Annotated in this window: 18 protein-coding genes; 3 read left to right on the forward strand and 15 right to left on the reverse strand. The window is 40.5% G+C overall.

All coding sequences use genetic code 11. The features are described from left to right. Nucleotides 1-22 precede the first annotated feature (22 nt). The 14 genes from PQO01_RS15940 to pepN form a co-directional block, all read right to left on the reverse strand. Entirely contained in the window at nt 23-250 is a 228-nt protein-coding gene (locus PQO01_RS15940) for a hypothetical protein (RefSeq protein ID WP_274315079.1), read from the reverse strand. A gap of 9 nt (nt 251-259) precedes the next feature. Next, nucleotides 260-1,195: an AEC family transporter gene (locus PQO01_RS15945; protein ID WP_274315080.1), complete on the reverse strand. Its 936-nt coding sequence runs from the start codon at nt 1,193-1,195 to the stop codon at nt 260-262. Nucleotides 1,196-1,204: 9 nt separating this feature from the next. Beyond that, nucleotides 1,205-1,498, reverse strand: coding sequence for a hypothetical protein (locus PQO01_RS15950; RefSeq protein ID WP_274315081.1), 294 nt, complete (start codon nt 1,496-1,498; stop codon nt 1,205-1,207). Further along, nucleotides 1,495-2,145, reverse strand: coding sequence for an alpha/beta hydrolase (locus PQO01_RS15955; RefSeq protein ID WP_274315082.1), 651 nt, complete (start codon nt 2,143-2,145; stop codon nt 1,495-1,497). Before PQO01_RS15955 ends, PQO01_RS15950 begins: the two co-directional genes overlap by 4 nt. Before the next feature lie 88 nt (nt 2,146-2,233). Next, nucleotides 2,234-2,977: a hypothetical protein gene (locus tag PQO01_RS15960; protein ID WP_274315083.1), complete on the reverse strand. Its 744-nt coding sequence runs from the start codon at nt 2,975-2,977 to the stop codon at nt 2,234-2,236. Beyond that, a complete protein-coding gene (locus PQO01_RS15965; protein WP_274315084.1) occupies nt 2,977-3,675 on the reverse strand; it encodes a 16S rRNA (uracil(1498)-N(3))-methyltransferase in 699 nt (232 codons plus the stop codon). Before PQO01_RS15965 ends, PQO01_RS15960 begins: the two co-directional genes overlap by 1 nt. Then, nucleotides 3,668-5,650 (reverse strand): ABC transporter permease subunit/CPBP intramembrane protease, encoded by a 1,983-nt coding sequence (locus PQO01_RS15970; RefSeq protein ID WP_274315085.1) that lies wholly within the window; start codon nt 5,648-5,650, stop codon nt 3,668-3,670. The genes PQO01_RS15965 and PQO01_RS15970 overlap by 8 nt, the downstream gene beginning before the upstream one ends. Nucleotides 5,651-5,737: 87 nt before the next feature. Further along, nucleotides 5,738-5,884, reverse strand: a complete 147-nt coding sequence (locus tag PQO01_RS15975) for a hypothetical protein (RefSeq protein ID WP_274315086.1) — start codon at nt 5,882-5,884, stop codon at nt 5,738-5,740. Nucleotides 5,885-5,893: 9 nt separating this feature from the next. After that, nucleotides 5,894-6,475 carry a D-sedoheptulose-7-phosphate isomerase gene (locus PQO01_RS15980; RefSeq protein WP_274315087.1) on the reverse strand — a complete coding sequence of 194 codons (582 nt, stop codon included), beginning with the start codon at nt 6,473-6,475 and terminating at the stop codon, nt 5,894-5,896. Between the two features lie 34 nt (nt 6,476-6,509). Next, nucleotides 6,510-7,613 (reverse strand): GSU2086 family protein, encoded by a 1,104-nt coding sequence (locus PQO01_RS15985; protein ID WP_274315088.1) that lies wholly within the window; start codon nt 7,611-7,613, stop codon nt 6,510-6,512. 100 nt (nt 7,614-7,713) lie between these two features. After that, on the reverse strand, nt 7,714-8,700 hold the full coding sequence (locus tag PQO01_RS15990; RefSeq protein WP_274315089.1) for a histone deacetylase family protein: 987 nt from the start codon (nt 8,698-8,700) through the stop codon (nt 7,714-7,716). After that, nucleotides 8,690-10,507, reverse strand: a complete 1,818-nt coding sequence (locus PQO01_RS15995; RefSeq protein WP_274315090.1) for a GNAT family N-acetyltransferase — start codon at nt 10,505-10,507, stop codon at nt 8,690-8,692. Before PQO01_RS15995 ends, PQO01_RS15990 begins: the two co-directional genes overlap by 11 nt. Before the next feature lie 24 nt (nt 10,508-10,531). Continuing rightward, nucleotides 10,532-11,473 carry an aldo/keto reductase gene (locus PQO01_RS16000; RefSeq protein ID WP_274315091.1) on the reverse strand — a complete coding sequence of 314 codons (942 nt, stop codon included), beginning with the start codon at nt 11,471-11,473 and terminating at the stop codon, nt 10,532-10,534. A gap of 51 nt (nt 11,474-11,524) precedes the next feature. Then, nucleotides 11,525-14,134: an aminopeptidase N gene (pepN, locus tag PQO01_RS16005; protein ID WP_274315092.1), complete on the reverse strand. Its 2,610-nt coding sequence runs from the start codon at nt 14,132-14,134 to the stop codon at nt 11,525-11,527. 68 nt (nt 14,135-14,202) lie between these two features. Between pepN and PQO01_RS16010 the strand changes: the two genes are divergently transcribed. Continuing rightward, the gene (locus PQO01_RS16010; protein ID WP_274315093.1) at nt 14,203-14,856 is read left to right on the forward strand and encodes a VOC family protein; all 654 of its coding nucleotides are present in this window, start codon (nt 14,203-14,205) and stop codon (nt 14,854-14,856) included. Here PQO01_RS16010 and PQO01_RS16015 read toward each other — a convergent pair. Further along, nucleotides 14,853-15,401 carry a thioredoxin-like domain-containing protein gene (locus tag PQO01_RS16015; protein ID WP_274315094.1) on the reverse strand — a complete coding sequence of 183 codons (549 nt, stop codon included), beginning with the start codon at nt 15,399-15,401 and terminating at the stop codon, nt 14,853-14,855. The genes PQO01_RS16010 and PQO01_RS16015 overlap by 4 nt on opposite strands. A gap of 198 nt (nt 15,402-15,599) precedes the next feature. On the opposite strand from PQO01_RS16015, the gene PQO01_RS16020 reads away from it, so the two are divergent. Together PQO01_RS16020 and gltB are read left to right on the forward strand one after the other, a co-directional pair. Continuing rightward, complete coding sequence (locus PQO01_RS16020) at nt 15,600-17,534, forward strand: ATP-dependent helicase (protein WP_274315095.1); 1,935 nt, start codon at nt 15,600-15,602, stop codon at nt 17,532-17,534. 207 nt (nt 17,535-17,741) lie between these two features. Then, nucleotides 17,742-22,283, forward strand: coding sequence for a glutamate synthase large subunit (gltB, locus tag PQO01_RS16025; protein WP_274315096.1), 4,542 nt, complete (start codon nt 17,742-17,744; stop codon nt 22,281-22,283). Nucleotides 22,284-22,287 lie beyond the last annotated feature (4 nt).

Raw genomic sequence — 22,287 nt, forward strand, 5'->3', positions numbered from 1 at the left:
GTTAGATGTAATTAATATGCTATTAAAAATAAGCTATATCAAGTTTTTCTTTCTTAACTGGGTAATCGTGAATAATAAAGCTAAAGGCATGACTCATTGCTGCTAATTTGTTCAGTAAGTTATCTTTCACATAATCACTGAGTCCTTGAGCGCCACCCATGGGATCTAAGGCATAATGATTCAGTAGGTAAATGAGATCATTCCTCATTTCTTTATTTGAATAATCAACAGATTTTATCGTTATTTTCATTTTAAGCCCTTATAAGACATAGATTAAGAAGGCCATCACTGGTAGAGAAATCAATGTACTTAAGACCACGACTGCAGAATTTAAATCACGCCATCCATTATATTTTGCTGTAAAGATATAAGACGACACCGCACTGGGGCATGCGGCATATATCAACAAGGCACTTTTATCTGCCTGCGAACTTTGGATAAAAGATAAAAACAAGGCTGCCATCAAAGGTGAGAGAACACATTTTATTATACTAAAACTCAATGCTTCAGCTAGAATTTTTCTACTTTGAGTAAAGGAAAGTGATGCACCTAAGGCCAATAAAACTAATGGAAAACTCATTGCTCCTAAGCTCTTTAATGTCGAGTAGGCAAAAGTGGGTAAATGAATTTTGAGACAGGCAAAAGCCAAGCCTAATAAACTCGAAATAATAAGTGGGTTTTTAAAGATTTGAAGCAGTAATTTTGAGAAACTAATTTTCTCTTTCGCATCATCTCCACGCATCGCCAAAACAAGGCCAAGGAAATTGTAAAAGATAATAACAGGCAGGATCATGACGACGGCTCGTGCTAAATCTGCTTCTGAGTAGGCCAAACTTGTAAACAGTAAAAATACCACTGGCATGCCTGCATAAGCTAAATTGCCGCGAAAGGCAACATGTGCACCTGTCATAGTTGCACTAAGATTTAGCTTCATATATTTCCCTACAAGCAGGGATATTGCCGCACAAGATAAAGCCGTAATAATTAAAACCCCACTGAATTTTAATGAACTCAAAATTTGCTGAGTATTGGCACCTGCTGCGGATATAAACAGTAATGATGGCAAGGCCATGTAATAAACTAAATCATTCGCCTGCTTAAAGAAATCTTCTTTAAAAATGCGATAATACTGCAATAGCTTGCCTAATATAATTAGTGCAAATACGGGCAAGATTGAGTCTATAACAGCCTGCAATTAAAACACCTAATTATCTTTTAGGATTTGTTCAGAACGTTCCAAAGCTCGATGAACTTGGGGGTCTTCTAACTTCAATGTTTCAACTTCTAAAAAACCATCTTGTTGTTCACTAAACCACTCACGGCAAGCATCATAGGGTTCACGTTCACTTTGACCTTGAAAGAGCTCACTCAGAGAAGAACCCTGGACGCACAAACCACTAAATCCCTGCTCCGCATTTTTGAATATGAGAATAATCGCATTCTCATAGCTATCCATGATAGAGATTTTTGCTGCTGCAATCAAATTGATTTTCTTCATTTACTCACCCGTGCAAACCAATTTTTCATGGCCTTAAAAACTTTTACTGGTATATCGTGACCACCTGGGAAGTCGACAAAATCAAAGCTTTTTTCATGGCTCATGTAAAACTCGCGAATCTTTTCGCCGGACTCATAAGGGATAACAAAGTCACTTTCACCATGACTCATAAAGAGATCTTTCTTGTTGATTTCTTGCCAATTAAAATCGCCTTCAAAGACTTCGTCAACAAAGCGACCACTAAGTGCGATACCACCATCAATCATTTGCGCTTCACGCAAAAGTAAGTGATGGACTAAACAAGCTCCCTGAGAAAAACCTAAGAGGTAGACTTTTGGTGCATTTTCTTTGGGAATAATTTCTTGAAGGAATTGCTTAACTGCCTGAGAAGAATCTTCCACATCTTCTAAATCGTACTCCATACCAAAAGGACTAGAGATTAAGTTAAACCAAGAACGCCCCATAATGGTTCCTTCTGGGGAAGGAAGCAAGCCCGGTGCATTGAGGCTATAAGTCACCACTCCTGGCCCAAACACCGATGATAAAGGCACTAAATCATGCATATCAGCTCCATAGCCGTGCATCATAATAACAAGGGCACGATCGGCTTTTTTACCACTTCTTTGCCACTCAGTAATTTCAAACATTTTTGACTCCAAATAAAATTGCCGTCAATATAGTTAGCCACTGAAATTTACATAGTCACGATTTTGAAAAACAACTTTAATGATTTGCCTATTTCTTGTACAAGCTTTCCACTTCTTCTATGAGGTATTCAATATTGCTTAATTTAGGCTCATCAGCACTGAAGATCATTTTTCCTGAATAGTTTAAAGCCTTTAATTGGCGAATCATTTCAAATAAAAGCTTTGAATTAAAACCTAGGGGCAAGAGCAAACGCAATTGTTTGATTTCAAAAGCGAACAAACGATTGAGGGATGGAAACTGGCTCAAATCATAGGGAAAGGGAATCGTTAAGCGAAACTTGATGCGTGGGCTCGAGATGAGTTTATACAAATAATTGATATCATCGCAGATTTCGGGAGAATTCTCTAGTGCATTGATCGATACGGGAAAGTAATAAGTCAATTTATTTTCTTGCTCTAAAATAGCATTAAAAAAACGTACTATTCTCGCCTGAACATCATGGTGGATTTGCGTTTTCTGATCGTTAAAGCATGCTTTGACTACAACGTATTTAATTCCTTGATTTGATAAGTAGTTAAAATAATCTAGGGAACTTTTTACAAATTCATCAAACTGTTCGTCATTCAATTGATTTAGTGAAGATAAGCTGGCTTCCTCCAGTGGATTCACCACGCCATGAATGAGTTCTTTACGTGAAAAGTTTTCCAACTGATCAGTATAGGCCTCCCATAGATCACCACTAAGTTCAAAAGAAAAAGGCCAAGCGTGATCGATTTCACTAAACCATTCATCTAGATCGAGTTCAGCTGTATTTAAACTAAAAACTGCCATTAGCTTTGACCATACTTAGACATTAAAACAGAACAGACCGAATTAACCGCAGTTTCTACGCGCAAAATATAAGGACCAATTGCTAGCGGACAGGCAGGTAAGCTTTGAACTTGCTCAAGTTCATCGTCAGAAAAGCCCCCTTCTGGACCAATCCACACACCTGCCTCCGTAAGAGTATTTTCGGGGTAAACAAAGTCATCACTTGGTACGGCACCGTAAAAATTATTCTCTGGTGCGAGTTTCAAGGCTTCTTTAAATGTCAATCCCGACACCACCTTAGGCAAATAGGGATTACCACTTTGCTTGGCTGCAGAAATTAATTCCGCGTGAACATTTTTTTCTTTTTTCGATTTACTCACCGAATACTTACAGGACATGAGATAGACACTATCAACTCCAAGCTCAACAGCTTGTTTTAAAATAAGGGCCAAAGTTCCATTCGAAGGAGGTGCGACAAACAAAGATATTTTCAATTTAGGACGTGGAGCTTGAGTCAAATCTTTGAGTTCGCATAACAAGGTGTTACGTCCCTCAATTTTTGCGATTACCGCATTGGCTAAAATACCTTCACCATTCATCAGCTGTAATTCATCGCCCTCTTTCATACGCAAGGTTTGCAGAATATGACGAGACTCAGTTTTATCAATTTTCACCAAATCACCAACTTGCTTTAACTCACTGCAAAAGAACTTACGCATCGAAAGACTCCCGTTTGCAGTTCTTTATGGAAAACATGGCAAAACATAAATACACAAAGGCCACTCCCATACAGAGCGGATGTTCAATAATAGCCATAAACTTTTCTTCGCTAATCATTTTTTCAGTAGAATAATAAATTAACAAAACCGCTAATGAGTTATTGATGAAGTGAACTAAAACCGAATGGAAAATGGATCCGCTCTTCCAGACAATATAAGCCATGTACGCCCCCATCAGGCTTAAAGCGGGCATATTGGCTATGGACATATGTAAGGCTCCAAACAATAAACCATTGAGCGCAATGGCAGAGAAAGTCTTCCAGCCTTTACTGGCATTTAGAAGGATTCCACGAAATAGAAATTCTTCACATATGGCCGGCGTTAAGGCTACGATTAGCAATGCATTTATCACTCCATTACTCTGAACAATATCCACCACAACTTGAGAAGCTTCATCTCCTTCTGAAGGGAAGCCAGCTGCGGTCAAGGCACGTTTCAGCGCTTGGGCCAAAACAATGATCGCCGGAACTGAAAAAGCCAAAATAATAGCTAGTTTGGGAGAACCTGGACGCAAGCTTAAAATATCTATAAACTTTGTACGTGTTTTCTTAAGGTAATAAAGCGGGATAAAAACAAAGATAAGGAATTGAGAAAGTGGCAAGCCCCAAGCCACATTCCAAGTCTGGAGGCGAGTTCCCAATAATAGAAAGAGTGCAGCGCAAGTAAGAAAAATCATTGCGCCCTCTTCGGGAATTATCTGCTGATTGGCTTGCTTATCTTTTAATTTGAAAGCAGCGCTAATCCCCCCACCCTTATTCCAATAAGATTCACTCTGCAATAAGTTGATGGTCATGCGTACGAAGAAAGCCAAGAAGATAAAGTTACTAATGAAAAATAAGCACAGTTGATCCCAATAGTACTTACCTAAAAAAAGGTCCTGCATGATCAAACAAAAGTTGAGGCCTGGTACTAATGAAAACTGCCAGGAACTCTCGACACCTGGCTGTGTACTGAACATAACGGGTAGCAACATGAGGACTAGCAAGGGACTTAGGTAATGAGAAGCCTCTTGGCGAGTTGAAGCCGATGAAGTGATAAAGACTATGAGAGCACTCAAAGTTAGTGCGGAAGCCACTAAAACGGCTAAAATGAGCGGGATAGAAACAAAGTCGGGCAAGAAAGTATCGGGAAGTACCATTTCTGTTCCGGTGGTATTTTTTGCTAAGAGGTAACCTATGTTACTAAAAGTTATCCCCATAAAAATCACATTGAGTAAGCCCGAGAAAAAGCCAATCGTCGTTACAGTAAATAATTTTCCCGTGACGATCTCGGCATATTTTGCCGGTGTACACAGTAGCGTTTCTAAAGTTCCCGATTCTCGTTCACCCGCCGTGATTTCTTGTGCCATTAAACCAGCCGCTACCGTGAGCATAATCAAGATCAAACCTGGCAAGATTTTCCCTGCTAGAAAACGCCCTTCTTGCTTCTCGGAATTTGTTTTTATGAAATCAATTTGCAGGGGCCGCAGAAAGCTTTCCTCCAGCCCCATCTTCTCCAGGTTTTCCTTTCGCAACTGACGATTAATTTTCTCCAATTCATCTTGAACTAAATCTAAGACATAAAGTGATTGACTATTGGTGCTATCATAGGAAATTGCTACTTTAGGAAGCTCTTCAGAGAGCTCGTTCTTGGAAAACTCTATAGAAAGTAAACTAGGAACTTCTTCATCTTTCGTGAAAGTAAGGTTTTCATTATCAATTTTTTCTAGGATTTGCCGATCATCTCCCTTCACTAAAACTGTATAAGTCTGTGATTGAAGTTTATTCTCTTGAACGGAACGCATTTGTGCCGTAACTAAGAGCAAACCTGGATACAAAAAGGCAGGAATAAAAATCATTAACATCAAGGTTCGAGTATCACGTACAAATTCACGTAATTCTTTGATGTAGATGAGCTGTATTAATTTCCAATTCACGAAAGTTTTAATCCCTTAGCATAAAAATAAAAATCACTTAGCAAAATTTAGATAAGTGATTATTTGGCTATGTATTTAACAAAAAGCTTAAACTGATTGCTTCTTACAAAAATAGGCGATGATGCCTAATGCAAGTAAAACCGTGACAGCTAAGATTTGAGCATTGTCAAATTCGTGATTGTGACTCAAAAAAGTCTCGTGTGCAAATAAGTTATTGTCAATTAATTTATTCATTATTCAGCCTTAGTAGTTTTCTGGGAAAAGTTTGCGTTCAACGACTTCAATTAAAATATGAAGAATTGCCATGTGAATTTCTTGGATGCGATCAGAAGTTATACCAGGAACAATCCATTCATAATCACAGCGTCCCTTGAGTTTACCACCATTTTTACCTAAAAGGCCAACGGTAATAAGTTTTGATGCTTCCGAGGAATCCATTGCTTTGATAATATTTTCTGAATTACCACTAGTACTTAGACCAATGAAAATATCGCCTTCTTGACCATAAGCTTCCACCATACGAGAAAAAATATATTCAAAGCCATAATCATTGGCAGTACATGTTATGTGCGCGCCATCACCTAGAGCAATTGCTGGTAAGGCTTTGCGTTCTTTACGGAAGCGACCAGTGAATTCTTCCGCAAAGTGCAAGGCATCACAGTGGCTACCACCATTACCTGCAATAAGGACCTTTTTACCATTGCTAAAAGCTTCGGCCATGGCTTCGCCAAGTTCGACTACTTTCTGAAAATTCTCTTCATCATTGATGAATTGATTGAGGCATGAATTGAGGTCATTAAATGCCTGACGAACGTGATTTAACATATTAAATTCCAAGTTTAAAAAATTGTTTCTTTTATTAAAGAAGTCCTTGAGATAAATGCAATAAGAAGTCTCGGTTATCTGCACAAACATATTCCATTGTGCCTCCCATTCTACTAAAACTTTTACAGTAGCGTAAATAGTAAGCGGGGTTGTCCATAGGTGGTTCACCATCATTAGCCCAATCCCACTGACTTTCCGCCAAGTCGACAACCACCATGTAATGATCATCCATGTGCTCACCATTTTGAATATGTAAGTTCTGCGACATGGAGAGTGATTTTTCAAAAACCATCGGACTCATTACTGCTGAACCAATGGACATGTAAACACCGCCATCTAAAAGTGAAACATTATGCGCATAACGCAAAAAATCCGTCTGTGCTGTTCTGCCAATTGATGCCCCGTGATTCATGGGATGATTATAAATAATATCATGGCCAATCATCGGATGACTCGTAAAAGGTACTCCTAGACGATAAGCAGCGGCTTGAGCACTATACTTTTTATAGGGGTGAGGAATTGACAAAAAGCCTGCTTCTAATTCAAACTTTTGAATGATAGTTAGTAAATCTGCGGCGGCCGCAACGGCTTCAGTATTTTGCTCAGACAAGACTAATATGCGTGACTTGAGTTCATCAATTGTCGGTATCGTAAGACCTTCATTTTCAATCATGGCACCCACCGATTCGCCATAGCCCTTGCCCTCATAAGCACCTACGTTGATCGCTAAGTTAATGTAATAGCCCGTTTCTTGCCAAATTCCGAATTGGCCTTTATCAACATATTCTTTCACATCTTCACTGGACTGGCCCTGGAAAGCAAACTCCCAGTCGTGGATGACGCCCGCTCCATTAGTAGCTAAATGATCTAAGTAGCCTCGTTCCATTAAGTCGATCAACACGGGACCCATACCATTTTTAATTGAATGAGCCCCAAAAGCAAGCATGACAGGCTTATCATTTTTCTTAGCTTCTTTAACACGCCTTAATAAGTTATTGATTACTTTTGAGCCATGCTCACCCAAGTTACTTGCCTGTGCATCTGTCGGAACATAACTCTCGGCAATCTTAACTTTATTAGTTCTTTCTGACAAAGGCAGAATGTGGAGTTGCTCCCTTTTCAATTCTGGGTACTTCATTATGGCTAAATCTCATTAAATTATTAGTTTTAAAAGATAAGATTCCACCTGCAATAATCAAGTTCAGCGAGTGTGTGACTTAAATAGATAAACTAAAAGATTAGGCCTGCTGAGAAGTCAAGTCTGCCAGCAGCTCAATTGAACCGGGAATTAAGCGTGAAAGTACTTCTAGGGAATAGCCTCCCTCTAAGAAAAAACCGATTTTACCATCGCAGTGTTGCTCTGCTAATTTATACAGGTACTCTGTGGCACGTAAATAATCGGCATCTTCAACTTTCATTATGGAAAAAGGATCATCCTTATGGGCATCATACCCCGCGCTCACCAAAAGGTAGTCGAAGGCAAAGTTCTCACAAATCTCGGACAGATTTCTTTGCAAACAAGCAAACCATTCAGTACCTGAACAGCCATTAGGCAAAGGTTTATTACTCACGGAGCCCAGGCCTTCCCCCTGTCCTCTTTCATCTTCATAACCGCTATGAGGATATATGTGCTCGGGATTGCCATGTAGTGAAAAATAAAATGTATTGGGGTCTTCATGATATAAAGCATCCGTGCCATTACCATGATGGACATCAAAATCAACAATCAAAATTTTTGCCCCTGACACTTCTTCACGAATCTTCTCCGCAGCAAGTGCCACATTGTTAGCAAAGCAAAAGCCCTCGGCTTTGGCTTTGCCCGCATGATGCCCCGGGGGTCGAATCAAGGCAAAACCACTGCGCCCTGCACAAAGGCTCTCTGCCAAGGCAAAACTTTGGCCCACTGCGGCTAAAATCGCTTCAATTGTTGCATCACAAATATAATTATCCACACTCATGAACTGCGATTTCCCACTCAAAACACAAGACTCAAAAGACCTTAAGTAGTCTTTTGAATGAACTAAACTCAAGTCTCTAAGTTTTGCTGCAGGTGCCTGCTGAAAACTCACTGAGCATGATTGATTAATCTCTTCGCAAGCCTTTAAAACATAGGCCAAACGTTGCGGTCGCTCTGGGTGATCAACAAATGCCTGATGCTCCAAGCAATCCATATGGTAAAAAACTTGGAAATAATCTTCTTTGTAGGGGAATTTTTTAGTCAGCATCTAAGTTCAACATATATTCAAATTCACTGCAATCACTGCCCTCTTGATGGGCAAAGCCAAACTTCTCCAAGAGGTGTTGCATTGCATAATTTGTATTAATCACATATCCCCAGAGTTCTTTTATCTGACGTTGCCTAGCTATTTGAATGAGATTTTCCATTAGTACGGACCCTAGTCCTTTACCTTGCAAACCATCTTCAACAACAAAAGAGATTTCTGCACGACTTTCACTCTCCATATAAAAACGCCCCACAGCACGAATAATTTCACGGGGTCCCTGTCTCTGAACCAAACAAATTGCCGCGTCTTTTTCCTGGTCAATATTCACCAATTTATAAGCACGGTCTCTTGCCATTTTCTTTGGAACCGAGCGGTAGCGGTTCATCAATGTTTTTTCTGAATGCGAATAGAAGAATTCTTGTAAACGTCTTTGGTCCGAAGTCTGGAGAGCTCTTAAATTATAGTTACGTCCTGATATCTTCATTTTTGTGGATTTCAGTTCTTTTAAACTATGAGGCATGCTCGCATGGTAGGCTGGCACCCAATAATGTTCTCTTATTTGGGCTAATAGTTCATCGCGAAATTTGGGGTGAGCCACTTGAATGAGCTCTAGGGCTCGTTCACGCACACTTCTTCCTCTTAAGGTTGCAATGCCATATTCAGTCACCACGTAATGCACATCGCCGCGACTTGTCACTACCCCCGACCCTGCTGATAAAACCGGTACGATTCGAGAAACTTCACCACCTTGCGCCGTAGAGGGTAAAGCTATAACTGGTTTGCCTCCCTTACTCATTCCCGCTCCACGAATGAAGTCAACTTGCCCGCCAATCCCACTGTAAAAGCGATTACCGATTGAGTCAGCAACTACTTGACCACTAAGATCAATTTGGATCGCACTATTAATAGAAATTACCTTGGGATTTTGTGCGATAATCGCAGGATTGTTAGTGTATTCACTAGGATGAAATTCAACATGCGGATTATCGTGGACAAAGTCATAAAGTTCTTCACTACCAAAACAAAACGAGGTCACTGTTTTGAAGCGATTTATAGCCTTTTTTGCATTGGTGATATTGCCATTTTTATAAAGTTCCAAAAGACCATCTGAAAACATTTCTGAGTGAATCCCAAGATCTGAACGGTCACCTAAATAAGATAAAACTGCATCAGGGATTTTACCTATCCCCATCTGAAGAGTTGAACCATCGTCTATGAGCATTGAACAATATTTACCTATCTTCAAAGTTATTTCATCAAGCTCAGCAACTGCGTGGCCATATATCGGGTAGTTCACATCCATATAGGCCGTAATCTTGGACATGTGTATAAAACTCTGTCCTAGAGTTTTAGGCATACGAGGGTTTATTTCTGCTATTACATATTTTGCGGTTCTCGCAGCTGCAGATGCAATATCGACAGAGACTCCCAATGAACAAAAGCCATGTTCATCCGGTGGGGTAACTTGAATAAAGGCTACATCAATTGGGTGTACCTTATCTTCCATAAGACCTGGGATTTCCGATAAAAAACATGGTGTATAATCAGCGTCTCCGCGGCTCACGGCTTCCCGTGTTCCTGGACCCAAGAAAAATGAATTAACTCGTAAACGATCACTATACTTTTCATCTGCCCATGGTGCTCCACCGAGAGTAAGTATATGCGTTAGCTCAATATCGCTAAATTGATCTGAATGGTCTAGAAAGCGTTTAATTAATTTATGTGGACATGCCGCGCCAGAACCGAAAAAAATTCTATCTCCTGAGCGGATATAATCGCTCCAGTCTGCATCCCTTAATTCTTTCATTTTTTTTCCTTTCCTAGAATAAATTTAAATAAAGCCAAGTTCACGTGAGGTCTGGCGCAAGTTATTTTTGAGCTCACTTGATAATGAACCCATTTCAACTGCTTCAATGGCCACTTTATAATCTCTTAAATTCTTCGCACCCAAAATAATTGTATGACTCGCGTCCTGATCCAGGATAAATCGACAAGCCAACTGGGCCATAGTCATCCCCTGCGGTATCAAGTCTTCAAAAACCTGAAAACGAGAATAATCTTCATCCCCCCAAGATCGCCGATCTCCCTCTTTACATTCAAGTTGACTATGGAAGTAACGACCACTCAAACAACCACCAGCCATCACGCCACGACTTATTCCCCCCAGCTTATTTTCAGTAATAAGTTTCTGCATTTCTTCTGCAGGCGAAAGAATTGAAGATACGAATTGCACAACATCCAACATGTCTCGTTTGATGAGCTCTTCTACAATACTCACTTTTGTTGTCGAAATCCCCAAAGCACGAATCTTCCCCTGATCTTTTGCTTTCTGCAAAATCTCCGCAGATTCATCCAAATAATCAATATCGGGAATTGTATGGTAGTGATAGATATCTATATAGTCCGTTTGCAACCTTCGCAATGAATCCTCTAAGGCAGGCATAATGGATTGAGGTGACGTATCAATATGTCGTTTATTCCCCTCACCCACTTTATGGCCAAACTTTGTCGATATTACCCAGTCATCTCGATCAGTTTTTATAGCTTCTCCAACTCGGCGTTCGCTTTCGCCATGGCTATATTGCTCTGCAGTATCAATAAAGTTAACGCCTAGGTCACCTAGATCTTTAATTAATTTAATAACATTGGCTTTGCCAGGGTCTGGATGACCATCATGCACACCATCCAAAATCAAAGGGCCGCCAAGCTGCCAAGCACCTATGCCAATTGATGATACGGAAATCCCCGTCTTACCTAATGAGTCATACTTCATTGCTTAACCTAAATTTGTTTATTTAATTAGAGAAACTCGGACAGCCTACTTTTACGCTTTTAAAGTCTTCGTCACAATCTCGTACACATCAGGAGAGAGCTCTTCTGTTGCGACAATCTTTTCCAGTGCCTGCTTCATGAACTTTCTTTGATCTCCCTTTAAGGCACCATACTTTTTAAAGGCTTTTGATAAACCCGCGGCTATTTGTGGATTAAAAGAATTTAATTCAATAATTTTATCTGCAATTAGTTCGTAGCCCGAACCATCTTCTTTGTGAAAAACCGGTAAGTTTGCGGCAAAAGCGCCATACAAGCAACGAACCTTATTGGGATTCTGAATATCAAAAGCTTCGACTTTCTCAAGTTCCTTAATCAACTTCACACTTGTACCTACACTAGCACCTGCTTGCGCAGCAAACCATTTGTTAATCACTATGGCATCATCTTTCCATAGGTCGTAGAAGTGTTCTAGAGCTTCTTCTCGAGCTGTAGATTGCGTTTGTAGTAATGCCAATAAGGCTGCAAAACGATCCGTTAAATTCGCTGAAGAATCGTATTGATCCTGTGCTAGCGAAACGTATTGCGGCTTATCCAATTTCAAGAGGTAAGTAAGGCACATGTTTTTGAAACTACGTAAACCCATACTTTCTGCATTAAAGACATATTCTTCGGGTTTATTGTACCTATTGAAGTGTTCTGCCAAATAATCTTCATTAGCTTCAGCTAAGGCATGAGATAATATTTTCCTAGCTTCTTGAGCTAAAACAGGTGAAAATTCTTTTTGCTGCTCAGTTATGCTCACTAGAGAAGGCACACTAAAGGCCAAAGCCTTAAAAGCTTCATCCGCATTGGATGATCGTATCAGCTTGCTAAAAGCATCTACTACTAAGTGATCAACTTGGGCAACTTTGTTATCTGCTAAAGCTTCACAAAGACTCTCAATCTCTAACTTGGCTAAACGCTGCCCTGCTTCATAACGATTAAAGCTATCTGAATCATAAGAGAGCAAGAAAGCTAAGTCTTCTCTTTTGGTTTCCATATCGAGAATAATTGGCGCCGAAAAAGATCTAAATAAAGATGGAACTGGCTTTTCTTTAAGCCCCTCAAAAACAAAACTCTGTGATTCTGTGTGGAGTTCTAAAATCGTCTCTGTGCCATAACTCTTACCCTGCATGATTAAGTCGAGTTCATCACCATTCGAATCAAGCAAGCCCAACTTCACGGGTAAGTGATACGCTTCGTCTGATGAGTTTTTTAAATACTGAGTGAAAGTCAAAGTAAAAGTATCTGCACCTTCATCAAACTTTGTTTTCACTTCAATTGTTGGAGTCCCAGATTGGCTATACCAACGCTTGAATTGCTTAAAATCACGACCTGAAGCAACTTCCATTGAGTGTACAAAATCTTCTGTCGTCACAGCTTTACCATCGAACAAATCAAAATACTTTTTCATACCAAGCTGAAAATTCTGCTCGCCAATCATTGTATGGATCATGCGAATAACTTCTGCGCCTTTTTCATAAACAGTGGGGGTATAGAAATTATTAATTTCCATATACGATGATGGTTTGATGGGGTGAGCATTGGGCCCGGCATCTTCAACAAATTGCGAATCTCGCAAAGCACGCACATCTTCGATACGACAAACTGAACGCGAATGATGATCAGCAGAAAACTCTTGATCGCGAAAAACAGTTAGCCCTTCTTTCAAAGTTAACTGAAACCAATCGCGACAAGTGACGCGATTGCCCGTCCAGTTATGGAAATATTCGTGTGCAATAATGCCTTCGATACGGAAAAAGTTGGCATCTGTAGCCGTGTCTGGATTAGCTAAAGCACAAGTCGAGTTAAAGATGTTTAAGCCCTTATTCTCCATTGCCCCCATATTAAAAGCATCTACTGCTACAATCATGTATAAGTCGAGATCGTACTCTAAACCAAAGCGATCTTCGTCCCATTTCATCGACTTTTTCAAAGATTCTAAAGCATGTTCACAGCGATCTTCATTGCCGTGATCTACAAAGATTTCCAAAGCAATAGAACGTCCACTCTTAGTAACAAATTCATCTTCAACTTTTGCCAGGTCACCCGCAACTAAAGCAAAGAGATAGCAAGGTTTTGGGAAGGGATCTTCCCAGACGGCAAAATGACGTCCATCCTGTAACTCACCATCTTCAATTAAATTACCATTTGATAAGAGCTGAGGGAATTCTACTTTATCCGCTTCAATCCTAGTGGTAAAAACTGACATCACATCTGAGCGATCCAAGTAATAACAAATCTTGCGAAAACCTTCGGGTTCATTTTGAGTGCAATAAATCTCTCCCGATTGATACAGGCCTTCGAGGGCCTTATTAGTCTTCGGATCAATTTCATTGACCACTTCTAAAATAAAATTGTCGCTCTTGGGGATAATAGTCAAGAATTTATCGCAAAGGTCATAGGCTATACTTTCTTCACCGACACATTTCACCGAAATAAAAGTCAAATTCTCTCCATTGAGTCGAAGATCACGGCGCTCTCCCGAATGATTCTTTTTGATGTGTAAACGAGAAGAGACTCGTGTTGATTCCTCAAAAATTTCTACGTTCAGTTCTGTTTTTGATATGAGATAATCTGGTTCTTGATAATCCTTCAAGTAAATTGTCTTTGCTTGACTCATTTCTTTGCCTTCCTAATTGATATAAATTTTTCCATAGATAGAATACTGCAACAAATTATATCTACACAATGAAACCTGACCTACGCTTACATAAATTTCACATACTTTCACAGGTAAAAGACCTAAAGGAGAGCTCTCAATTCTATCGAGCCCTCGGTTTAATTGCCCTAAAGGAAAATCTTTTTTCCGATGGCGAAGCCTGCATAGAACTAAGAGAGCACTGCCAAAACATCCCCAGCGTTTATATTGAAGCACACAATGATAAAGATGTATTTAATCACTATCAAGATCGAGGCATCATTTTTGATTGTTCGAGCCAAGACGATGGCTCAACTGAACTTTTTTTCACCGACCCCAATGGACTTAATATTTTCTTAGGCGAAAAAAGCCCTCAATACCCAAGAGGAAATTGTGATACAAAAATACTAGAACTTAGCCAGTCGACTAAATACTACCTTGATTCAATTAACTTTTGGGTTCAACTAGGTGCAAACTGTGATGCTATGCGTGCCGATTATCCACGCACACTAATGCGTAACGAGGCTTTCAAACTAGGACTTCACGATAACTCAAAATACAAGGGACAAGGTATTATCCTTTCAGTAAAAGAAGAGGCTATTAGCGAACTTAAGAAGAAGGGGTTTCCTGTTATGAAAAACCCCGATGGTAGTCATTTGTGCTTTTCCCCCGAAGGAATTAAGTGCACCCTCATCCTAGCTTAACGTAAGGAAACTTTACCAGATTTTTTTGGAAGTTTCTTAAAGGCCTCCAAAGCTTCCATCGCATGCATTTTACGACCATCCAAAACGACATTTCCAGAATTATCAAACACCGTTAAATTCGGGATTCCCCGCCCAGAATATTGACCTAAGCCTGATGATCTAATCTTATCAAAATCGATGGCATTAAAAGACATCTTTTTCATATAAGACAACATCGCCTGCTCTGAACGATCTGCGCAAACAAGCAAGACGTCAAAATTTTGCTTCTTTCTGTTCTCTAAATAATACTTATTCAAGATAGGTGTAAACTGCCTACACGGCGGACACCAAGACGCTGAATAATACACGAGAATATAGCCTCGATTCTCCAAACCATGCTTCGCCACACTCGCTCCGGTCTTATCGACAATACTTGAGTATATTTTCGAAATTGGGTACTTATCTCCCCCTCCTACTTTAACAGGCGAAGCCTCTTTCTTGTTGGAAAGGTTACTCAAAAACATCACTCCACAAATAAGAGCTAAGACAATCATTATTTTATTCATTAGAAAAACCCCATATATAAACTCGTCAATACTTATAAGATCAAATATCGCCTAATTTCAATTAATTCACATGAATACTTTATTAAAAATCAAAAAAAGTAACAAATCCCACCAATAAAGACAAGTTAAACATAAACAAAACTACCATTTAGGCATATTTATATTAGCTTATAAAAGATAATTTATGTGAGACAAACCATGAACCTCAATAGCAAACAGCAAGAAGCCGCGGATCACGACAAGGGTCCTCTACTTTTACTTGCTGGTGCCGGTACAGGTAAAACTCACACTCTATGCAGTCGTGTAGCGCAACTCATCAAACAAGGTGTCGAATCTCATAAAATCTTGATGTTGACCTTCACGAGAAAAGCAGCTGATGAAATGAAGCAGCGAATTGAAAATATTCTCGACAAAAACTGCTTCGTTATGAATGGGACATTTCACTCCATCGCTTTCAACGATCTCAAAAACCTTGGCATCCTCAATAACCTGTCCGGTATCTTTGACGATGCTTCACAAGCAAAATTCATTCGCAAAGAACTAAAAAAGAAAAACTTCGAAAATATAAGTAGCTATTCACCACGAGAATTCATGCGCTTCTTCTCCTTATGCACCAACACCATGGAAGATGAACTTAAAATAATTGCCACGCATTTCCCCAATTGGTTAAGCCATAGTGAGTCAGTACTTAAACTCAAAGATTCCTACACCCGACACAAAAACAAACTCAAAGCATACGACTACGATGATATTTTGTGCACTTGGCTAGACGCCCTACAAGGACACAAAACTAGCCTCTCTCAGCAATGTGAGTATATTTTAGTTGATGAATATCAAGACACCTCAAAACTACAGATTGAGATACTCAAAAAGCTCTGCAAAAACCATTCCAACATCATGGCAGTAGGCGACGATTGCCAAAGCATCTATTCATTCCGCGGCGCCTTACCCGAACAAATCTCTCAATTCTCAAACGATTTTCCCGGCGCCAAATCTTTAACCCTGGAAGAAAACTATCGTAGTACAAAGCAAATCTTAGACTTCGCCAATAAATCTATGATTGACGCCAAGGGCATCATCCAGAAAAAACTGCACTCCGCCATTGATTCTCAAGGAGAAAACCCCGACCTTTTTTTCAGTTCATATCACAACTCAAGTGAAAAAGAAATTTGTCGCGAGATCTATCTACAGCGCTCTATGGGAGTAAGATTTGATCAACAAGCCATCCTCTATAGATCCACACTGCACTGCCTAAGACTAGAAATGGAACTCACTCGCCAAGGCATTCCCTACAAGAAGTTTGGCAGTAAAAAAATCACTGATAAAAGCCACATTAAAAAATTTGCGGCTTTACTCTCCTTCACTTTTAGTGAAAAAGTTCACAAACTTGCGCTCATGCAATGCCTAGAAATCATCCCGGGTCTCGGGCCAAAAACCGTAGAGAAAACCCTCTTACAAATCGATGATGGCAAGACCTTAAAAGATATTAAATTTCCTACAAAATCAATTGATTCTATTCAAGAACTTTTGAGCTTCCAAAACATGGCTATCAACAAAAACAACCTAGAGGAATTGATTAGATTCGCCGAGCCATTAATCTTTAACTCTAAAGAAGATAACCGCAAGAAACTCAAGGATATCTTCACCATTTCAGAGGAGTTGCGCAAAGCACAAAACTGGGACGATTTTTATACTGACATCATTCTCAACATGGAAGTAGATAAATCGGATGACGGCGAAGCACTCACACTTTCCACCATACACTCCGCAAAAGGTAAAGAGTGGCAAAACGTTCATATTTTGGCAGTTAACGAAGGGGCCATCCCTCTACAAAACTCACAAAACATTGAAGAGGAAAGACGGCTACTCTACGTTGCCATAACCAGAGCGAAAAAACGCCTAAAACTCTACATAGAAAACACTAAAGAACTTCGCGAGACCTCACGTTTTCTCCATAAACTAAGAGAAAATCAAAACAGCTTAGCCAATATGGATAAATTTGAGACTATCACTATTCAGCCTCAAAACAAAAACTACACTGAAGAACTCTGCTATGTCAGCGAAGACAGCCCAGGCACCGCCCTGGCCCAGTCCGATATGGACGAATTGACTTACGTCCCTTTTTATGACTAATTCTTACACTTTCTCATAAGCAGATTTCATACATTTTCACTAGACTTTAAGCTCCATTCACTTACATAACAAGCTGAAGGATAACATCTTTTAAAACATGACATGGTTTTAGGCTGTTAATTTTTTAACAGCTATTGCAAAAAAAGCGCCAACCTTTATTTTAGCGAGCTATTTATTTTAAAAACATATTATGGAAAGATTATAACTATGGACAAAAAAGAACTTGGTTTTAATACACAAGAACTCGGTTTGTATTCTCCCTCCATGGAGAAAGACAACTGCGGTGCCGGTTTTATTTGTGACCTCAATGGCCGCAAATCCAATAAGATTATTCACAACGCCCTAGAAATCCTTGTTCGCCTTACTCACCGCGGTGCAGTTAGTGCTGACGGAAAAACTGGTGATGGCGCTGGTATCTTAATGAAAATCCCACACGATTTCTTTGTAAAAGATTGTCGTAAAAACGAAATTTTCCTCCCTGAAGAAGGTCGCTATGCAGTTGGTATGGTTTTCCTACCACAAGACAATGAGCAAAGACGCAAATGCATGGGTGCATTTAAACGTGCCGTAACTGAAGAAGGCCTCAACCTACTCGGCTGGCGTGAAGTCCCCGTAAACACTGACGCTCTTGGTAAAATTGCTAAGCAAACTGAACCTAAAGTCATGCAAGTATTTGTTGGACGTGGCGAAGAAGACCTCAGTGAACAAGAATTCGGCATCCGCCTCTATATCTCACGCAAGTCTGTTGAAAACGAGATTCGTGAATCTGACATGTGCGAGAAAAACTTCTTCTACTTACCTTCTTTCTCAACGACGACTATTATTTACAAAGGTCTTATTAAGCCTGAAGATATGTCTGACTACTACCCTGACTTAGTGAACGAAGAGTTCGTTACTAACTTGGCATTAGTTCACCAGCGTTTCTCAACTAATACTTTCCCCACTTGGGACCTCGCACAACCCTTCCGTTACATGTGCCACAATGGTGAAATCAATACTCTTCGTGGTAATGTAAACCGCATGCGTGCACGTCAAGAGCTTTTCGAGAGCGAACTATTCGGTGATCGCGTTGAAAAAATCAAACCTGTCGTTATCGAAGGCCGTTCTGACTCAGCTTGTTTAGACAATGCTGTTGAACTCATGGTTAACACTGGTCGCACACTTCCAGAAGTGATGATGACTCTCGTACCAGAAGCTTGGGAAAAACACCAAGATATGTCCGACGAAAAGAAAGCTTTCTACGAATATGCTTCTTGCATCATGGAACCATGGGATGGTCCTGCATCAATCCCTTTCACTGATGGTCACTGCATTGGCGCTATTCTCGACCGTAATGGTCTTCGTCCTTCGCGTTACACAGTAACAAAAGACGGCTTAGTCATTATGTCTTCAGAAATTGGCGTTGTTGATGTTGATCCAGCAAATGTTGACTACCATGGTCGCCTTGAGCCAGGACGTATGTTCCTCGTTGATATGGAAGAAGGTCGTATCGTTGGCGATGAAGAAATCAAAAACCGCGTTGTTAACTCACAGCCTTATGGTCAATGGGTAAAAGACAACCTCATTCATTTCGAACAAATCCCTGCTGTAGAATTTGAAAACAAAGTTGAAGAAACTCCCCTCAATGAGAGAAAGAAAGTTTTCGGCTACAGCTTAGAAGATGAAAAAATCATCCTTTCTGCAATGGGCGAAATGGGCAAAGAAGCTATCGGCTCAATGGGTACAGATACTCCATTAGCTGTACTCTCAGATAAACCGCGTCTTATCTTTGATTACTTCAAACAACTTTTCGCACAGGTAACTAACCCACCACTCGATGGTATTCGTGAAGAAGTTGTTACTTCACTTAAGCTCACAATTGGTTCTGCTCACAATGTATTTGAACAAGGTGGTCAGCACTGCAAAAAGCTTTCTGTGGAAACTCCTTTCCTCACTAATGGTGAATTAGAAAAACTTCGTTCACTCGATCAAGATGATTTGCGTGCGGTTACTATTCCTATCTTATTCAAAGCGAACACTGGCGTTAATGGTTTAGAGCAAGCGCTCAACGAAATCATTCTCAAAGCCATCAATGCTGTCGATGCAGGCAAAACACTTATCATCCTTTCGGATCGTGGTGTTGACAAAAAGAACGCTGCTATCCCAGTATTACTCGCTTCATCATTTATCCACCACGCTCTAACGCGTTTCGGACGTCGTTCAAGATGTGGTATCATTGTTGAAACTGCAGAAGCTCGTGAAATTCACCACTTCGCTACCCTCTTCGGATATGGCGTAAGTGCGATCAACCCTTACATGGCTTACGAAGTTCTCGACGAAATGATTGGTAAAGGCATGCTCACTGTTGACCATGACAAAGCTGTAGCCAACTACATCAAAGCTGCTGGTACTGGTCTAGTGAAAGTAATGACTAAGATCGGTATCTCGACACTTCACTCTTACCGTGGTGCTCAAATCTTCGAAATCCTTGGTCTCAAAAAAGATTTCGTAGACCGTTACTTCACTCATACTGCAACTCGTATTGAGGGTGCTGGCTTAAGTGAAGTTTACAAAGACACAATCAAACGTCACAACCAAGCTTTCCCAACTGAGGAAACTGCAGGCAAAATTGAAGTCAATGTTGGTGGTGATTATCAGTGGCGCCGTAATGGTGAACGCCACATGTTCAACCCTCACACAGTTTCTCGTTTACAGCTAGCTGTACGTGACAACTTACCACAGTCTTATGAGCAATTCGCAAAAATGATCAATGATCAATCTGAGCGTCTCATGACTATCCGGGGTCTTATGGAATTCAAAGACCAAAACCCAATTCCTCTTGAAGAAGTTGAGCCTTGGACTGAAATCGTTAAGCGCTTCAAAACTGGTGCTATGTCTTACGGTTCAATCTCTGCAGAAGCACACGAAAACCTCGCAATCGCAATGAACCGCATCGGTGGTAAATCTAACTCTGGTGAAGGTGGTGAAAACCCAGCTCGTTTCGAGAAAGACGAAAATGGCGACTGGCGTCGTTCTGCTATTAAGCAGGTTGCTTCTGGCCGTTTCGGTGTGACTTCACACTACCTCACTAATGCTGACGAAATTCAGATTAAAATGGCTCAGGGTGCTAAGCCTGGTGAAGGTGGTCAACTTCCTGGTGAAAAAGTATTCCCATGGATTGCTGAATGCCGTAACTCAACTCCTTACGTAGGTCTTATTTCTCCTCCTCCTCACCACGATATTTACTCAATCGAGGATTTGGCTCAACTTATTTATGACCTCAAAAATGCTAACCGCGCAGCTCGCGTTAACGTTAAGCTCGTTTCTGAAGTTGGCGTAGGCACGATTGCCGCTGGTGTTGCTAAAGCTAAAGCTGACGTTATCCTCGTTTCTGGTTTCGATGGCGGCACAGGTGCTTCACCATTAACTTCACTCAAGCACTGTGGTCTCCCTTGGGAACTCGGTATTGCAGAAGCTCAGCAAACTCTCGTTATGAATGACTTACGTAACCGTATCGTTCTCGAATGCGATGGTCAGCTCAAAACGGGTCGCGATGTTGCGATTGCCGCACTTCTAGGTGCAGAAGAATTTGGTTTCGCAACGGCTCCACTCGTTGCTTCTGGCTGTATCATGATGCGTGTTTGTCACCTCAATACTTGCCCTGTGGGTATCGCAACTCAGGATCCTGAGTTACGTAAGCGTTTCAAAGGTAAGCCCGAGCACGTAGTTAACTACATGCGCTTTGTTGCCGAAGAGCTTCGCCAAATCATGGCTGAACTTGGTTTCCGCACTATTGCTGAAATGGTTGGTAAATCAGAGAAGCTCGAAATGCGTAAAGCTATCGATCACTACAAGGCTCAAGGTCTTGACTACAGCAAAATTCTCTACAAACCAGAAGTTGCTGAAGGTACAAAACTCTATAATACTGAAGTACAAGATCACGAACTTGATGAAGTTATCGACTTCACTCTTTTAGAGAAAGCTCAAGTAGCTATCGAAAAGAAAGAAAAAGTTAGCTTCGAGATTGATACATGTAATACTGATAGATCAGTTGGTGCTATCCTTTCTAACGAAATCTCTAAAGTTCACGGTAAAGAAGGCCTTCCTGAAGATACTGTTGACATGACTTTCCATGGTTCTGCAGGTCAATCATTCGGTGCCTTCTCAACTAAAGGTCTCACAATGAGAGTTGAAGGCGAAACAAACGATTACCTCGGTAAAGGTTTGTCTGGTGCTAAACTTATCATCAAACCAGCTAAAACATCAACTTATGTCGCTAAAGACAACATCATTACTGGTAACGTAACACTCTATGGTGCTGTTACTGGTGAAGCTTACATCAATGGTATTGCTGGTGAACGTTTCTGCGTTCGTAACTCTGGTGCAAAAGCTGTCGTTGAAGGCGTTGGTGACCACGGTTGTGAATACATGACTGGTGGCGTTGCAGTTATCCTCGGTGAAACTGGACGTAACTTTGCAGCTGGCATGAGTGGTGGTGTTGCATACGTACTCGACCCAACTAACAAGTTCAAAGATCTCAACTGCAACATGGAAATGATCGGTTTCGAAAAAGTAGAAACTGAAGCGGATGTGGCTGAACTTAAACAATTAATTACAAATCACTTTAGTTACACAGATAGTTCCGTAGCCGAAGACATCCTCAATAACTGGGATGCGACACTCGAACAATTTGTTAAAGTGATGCCTCACGATTACAAACGCGCACTCGAACGAATTGCTCGTGAACAAGAAGAAGCGGCGCAGGTATAGGAGA

Source organism: Lentisphaera marina, from assembly GCF_028745505.1.
GTDB lineage: Bacteria > Verrucomicrobiota > Lentisphaeria > Lentisphaerales > Lentisphaeraceae > Lentisphaera > Lentisphaera marina.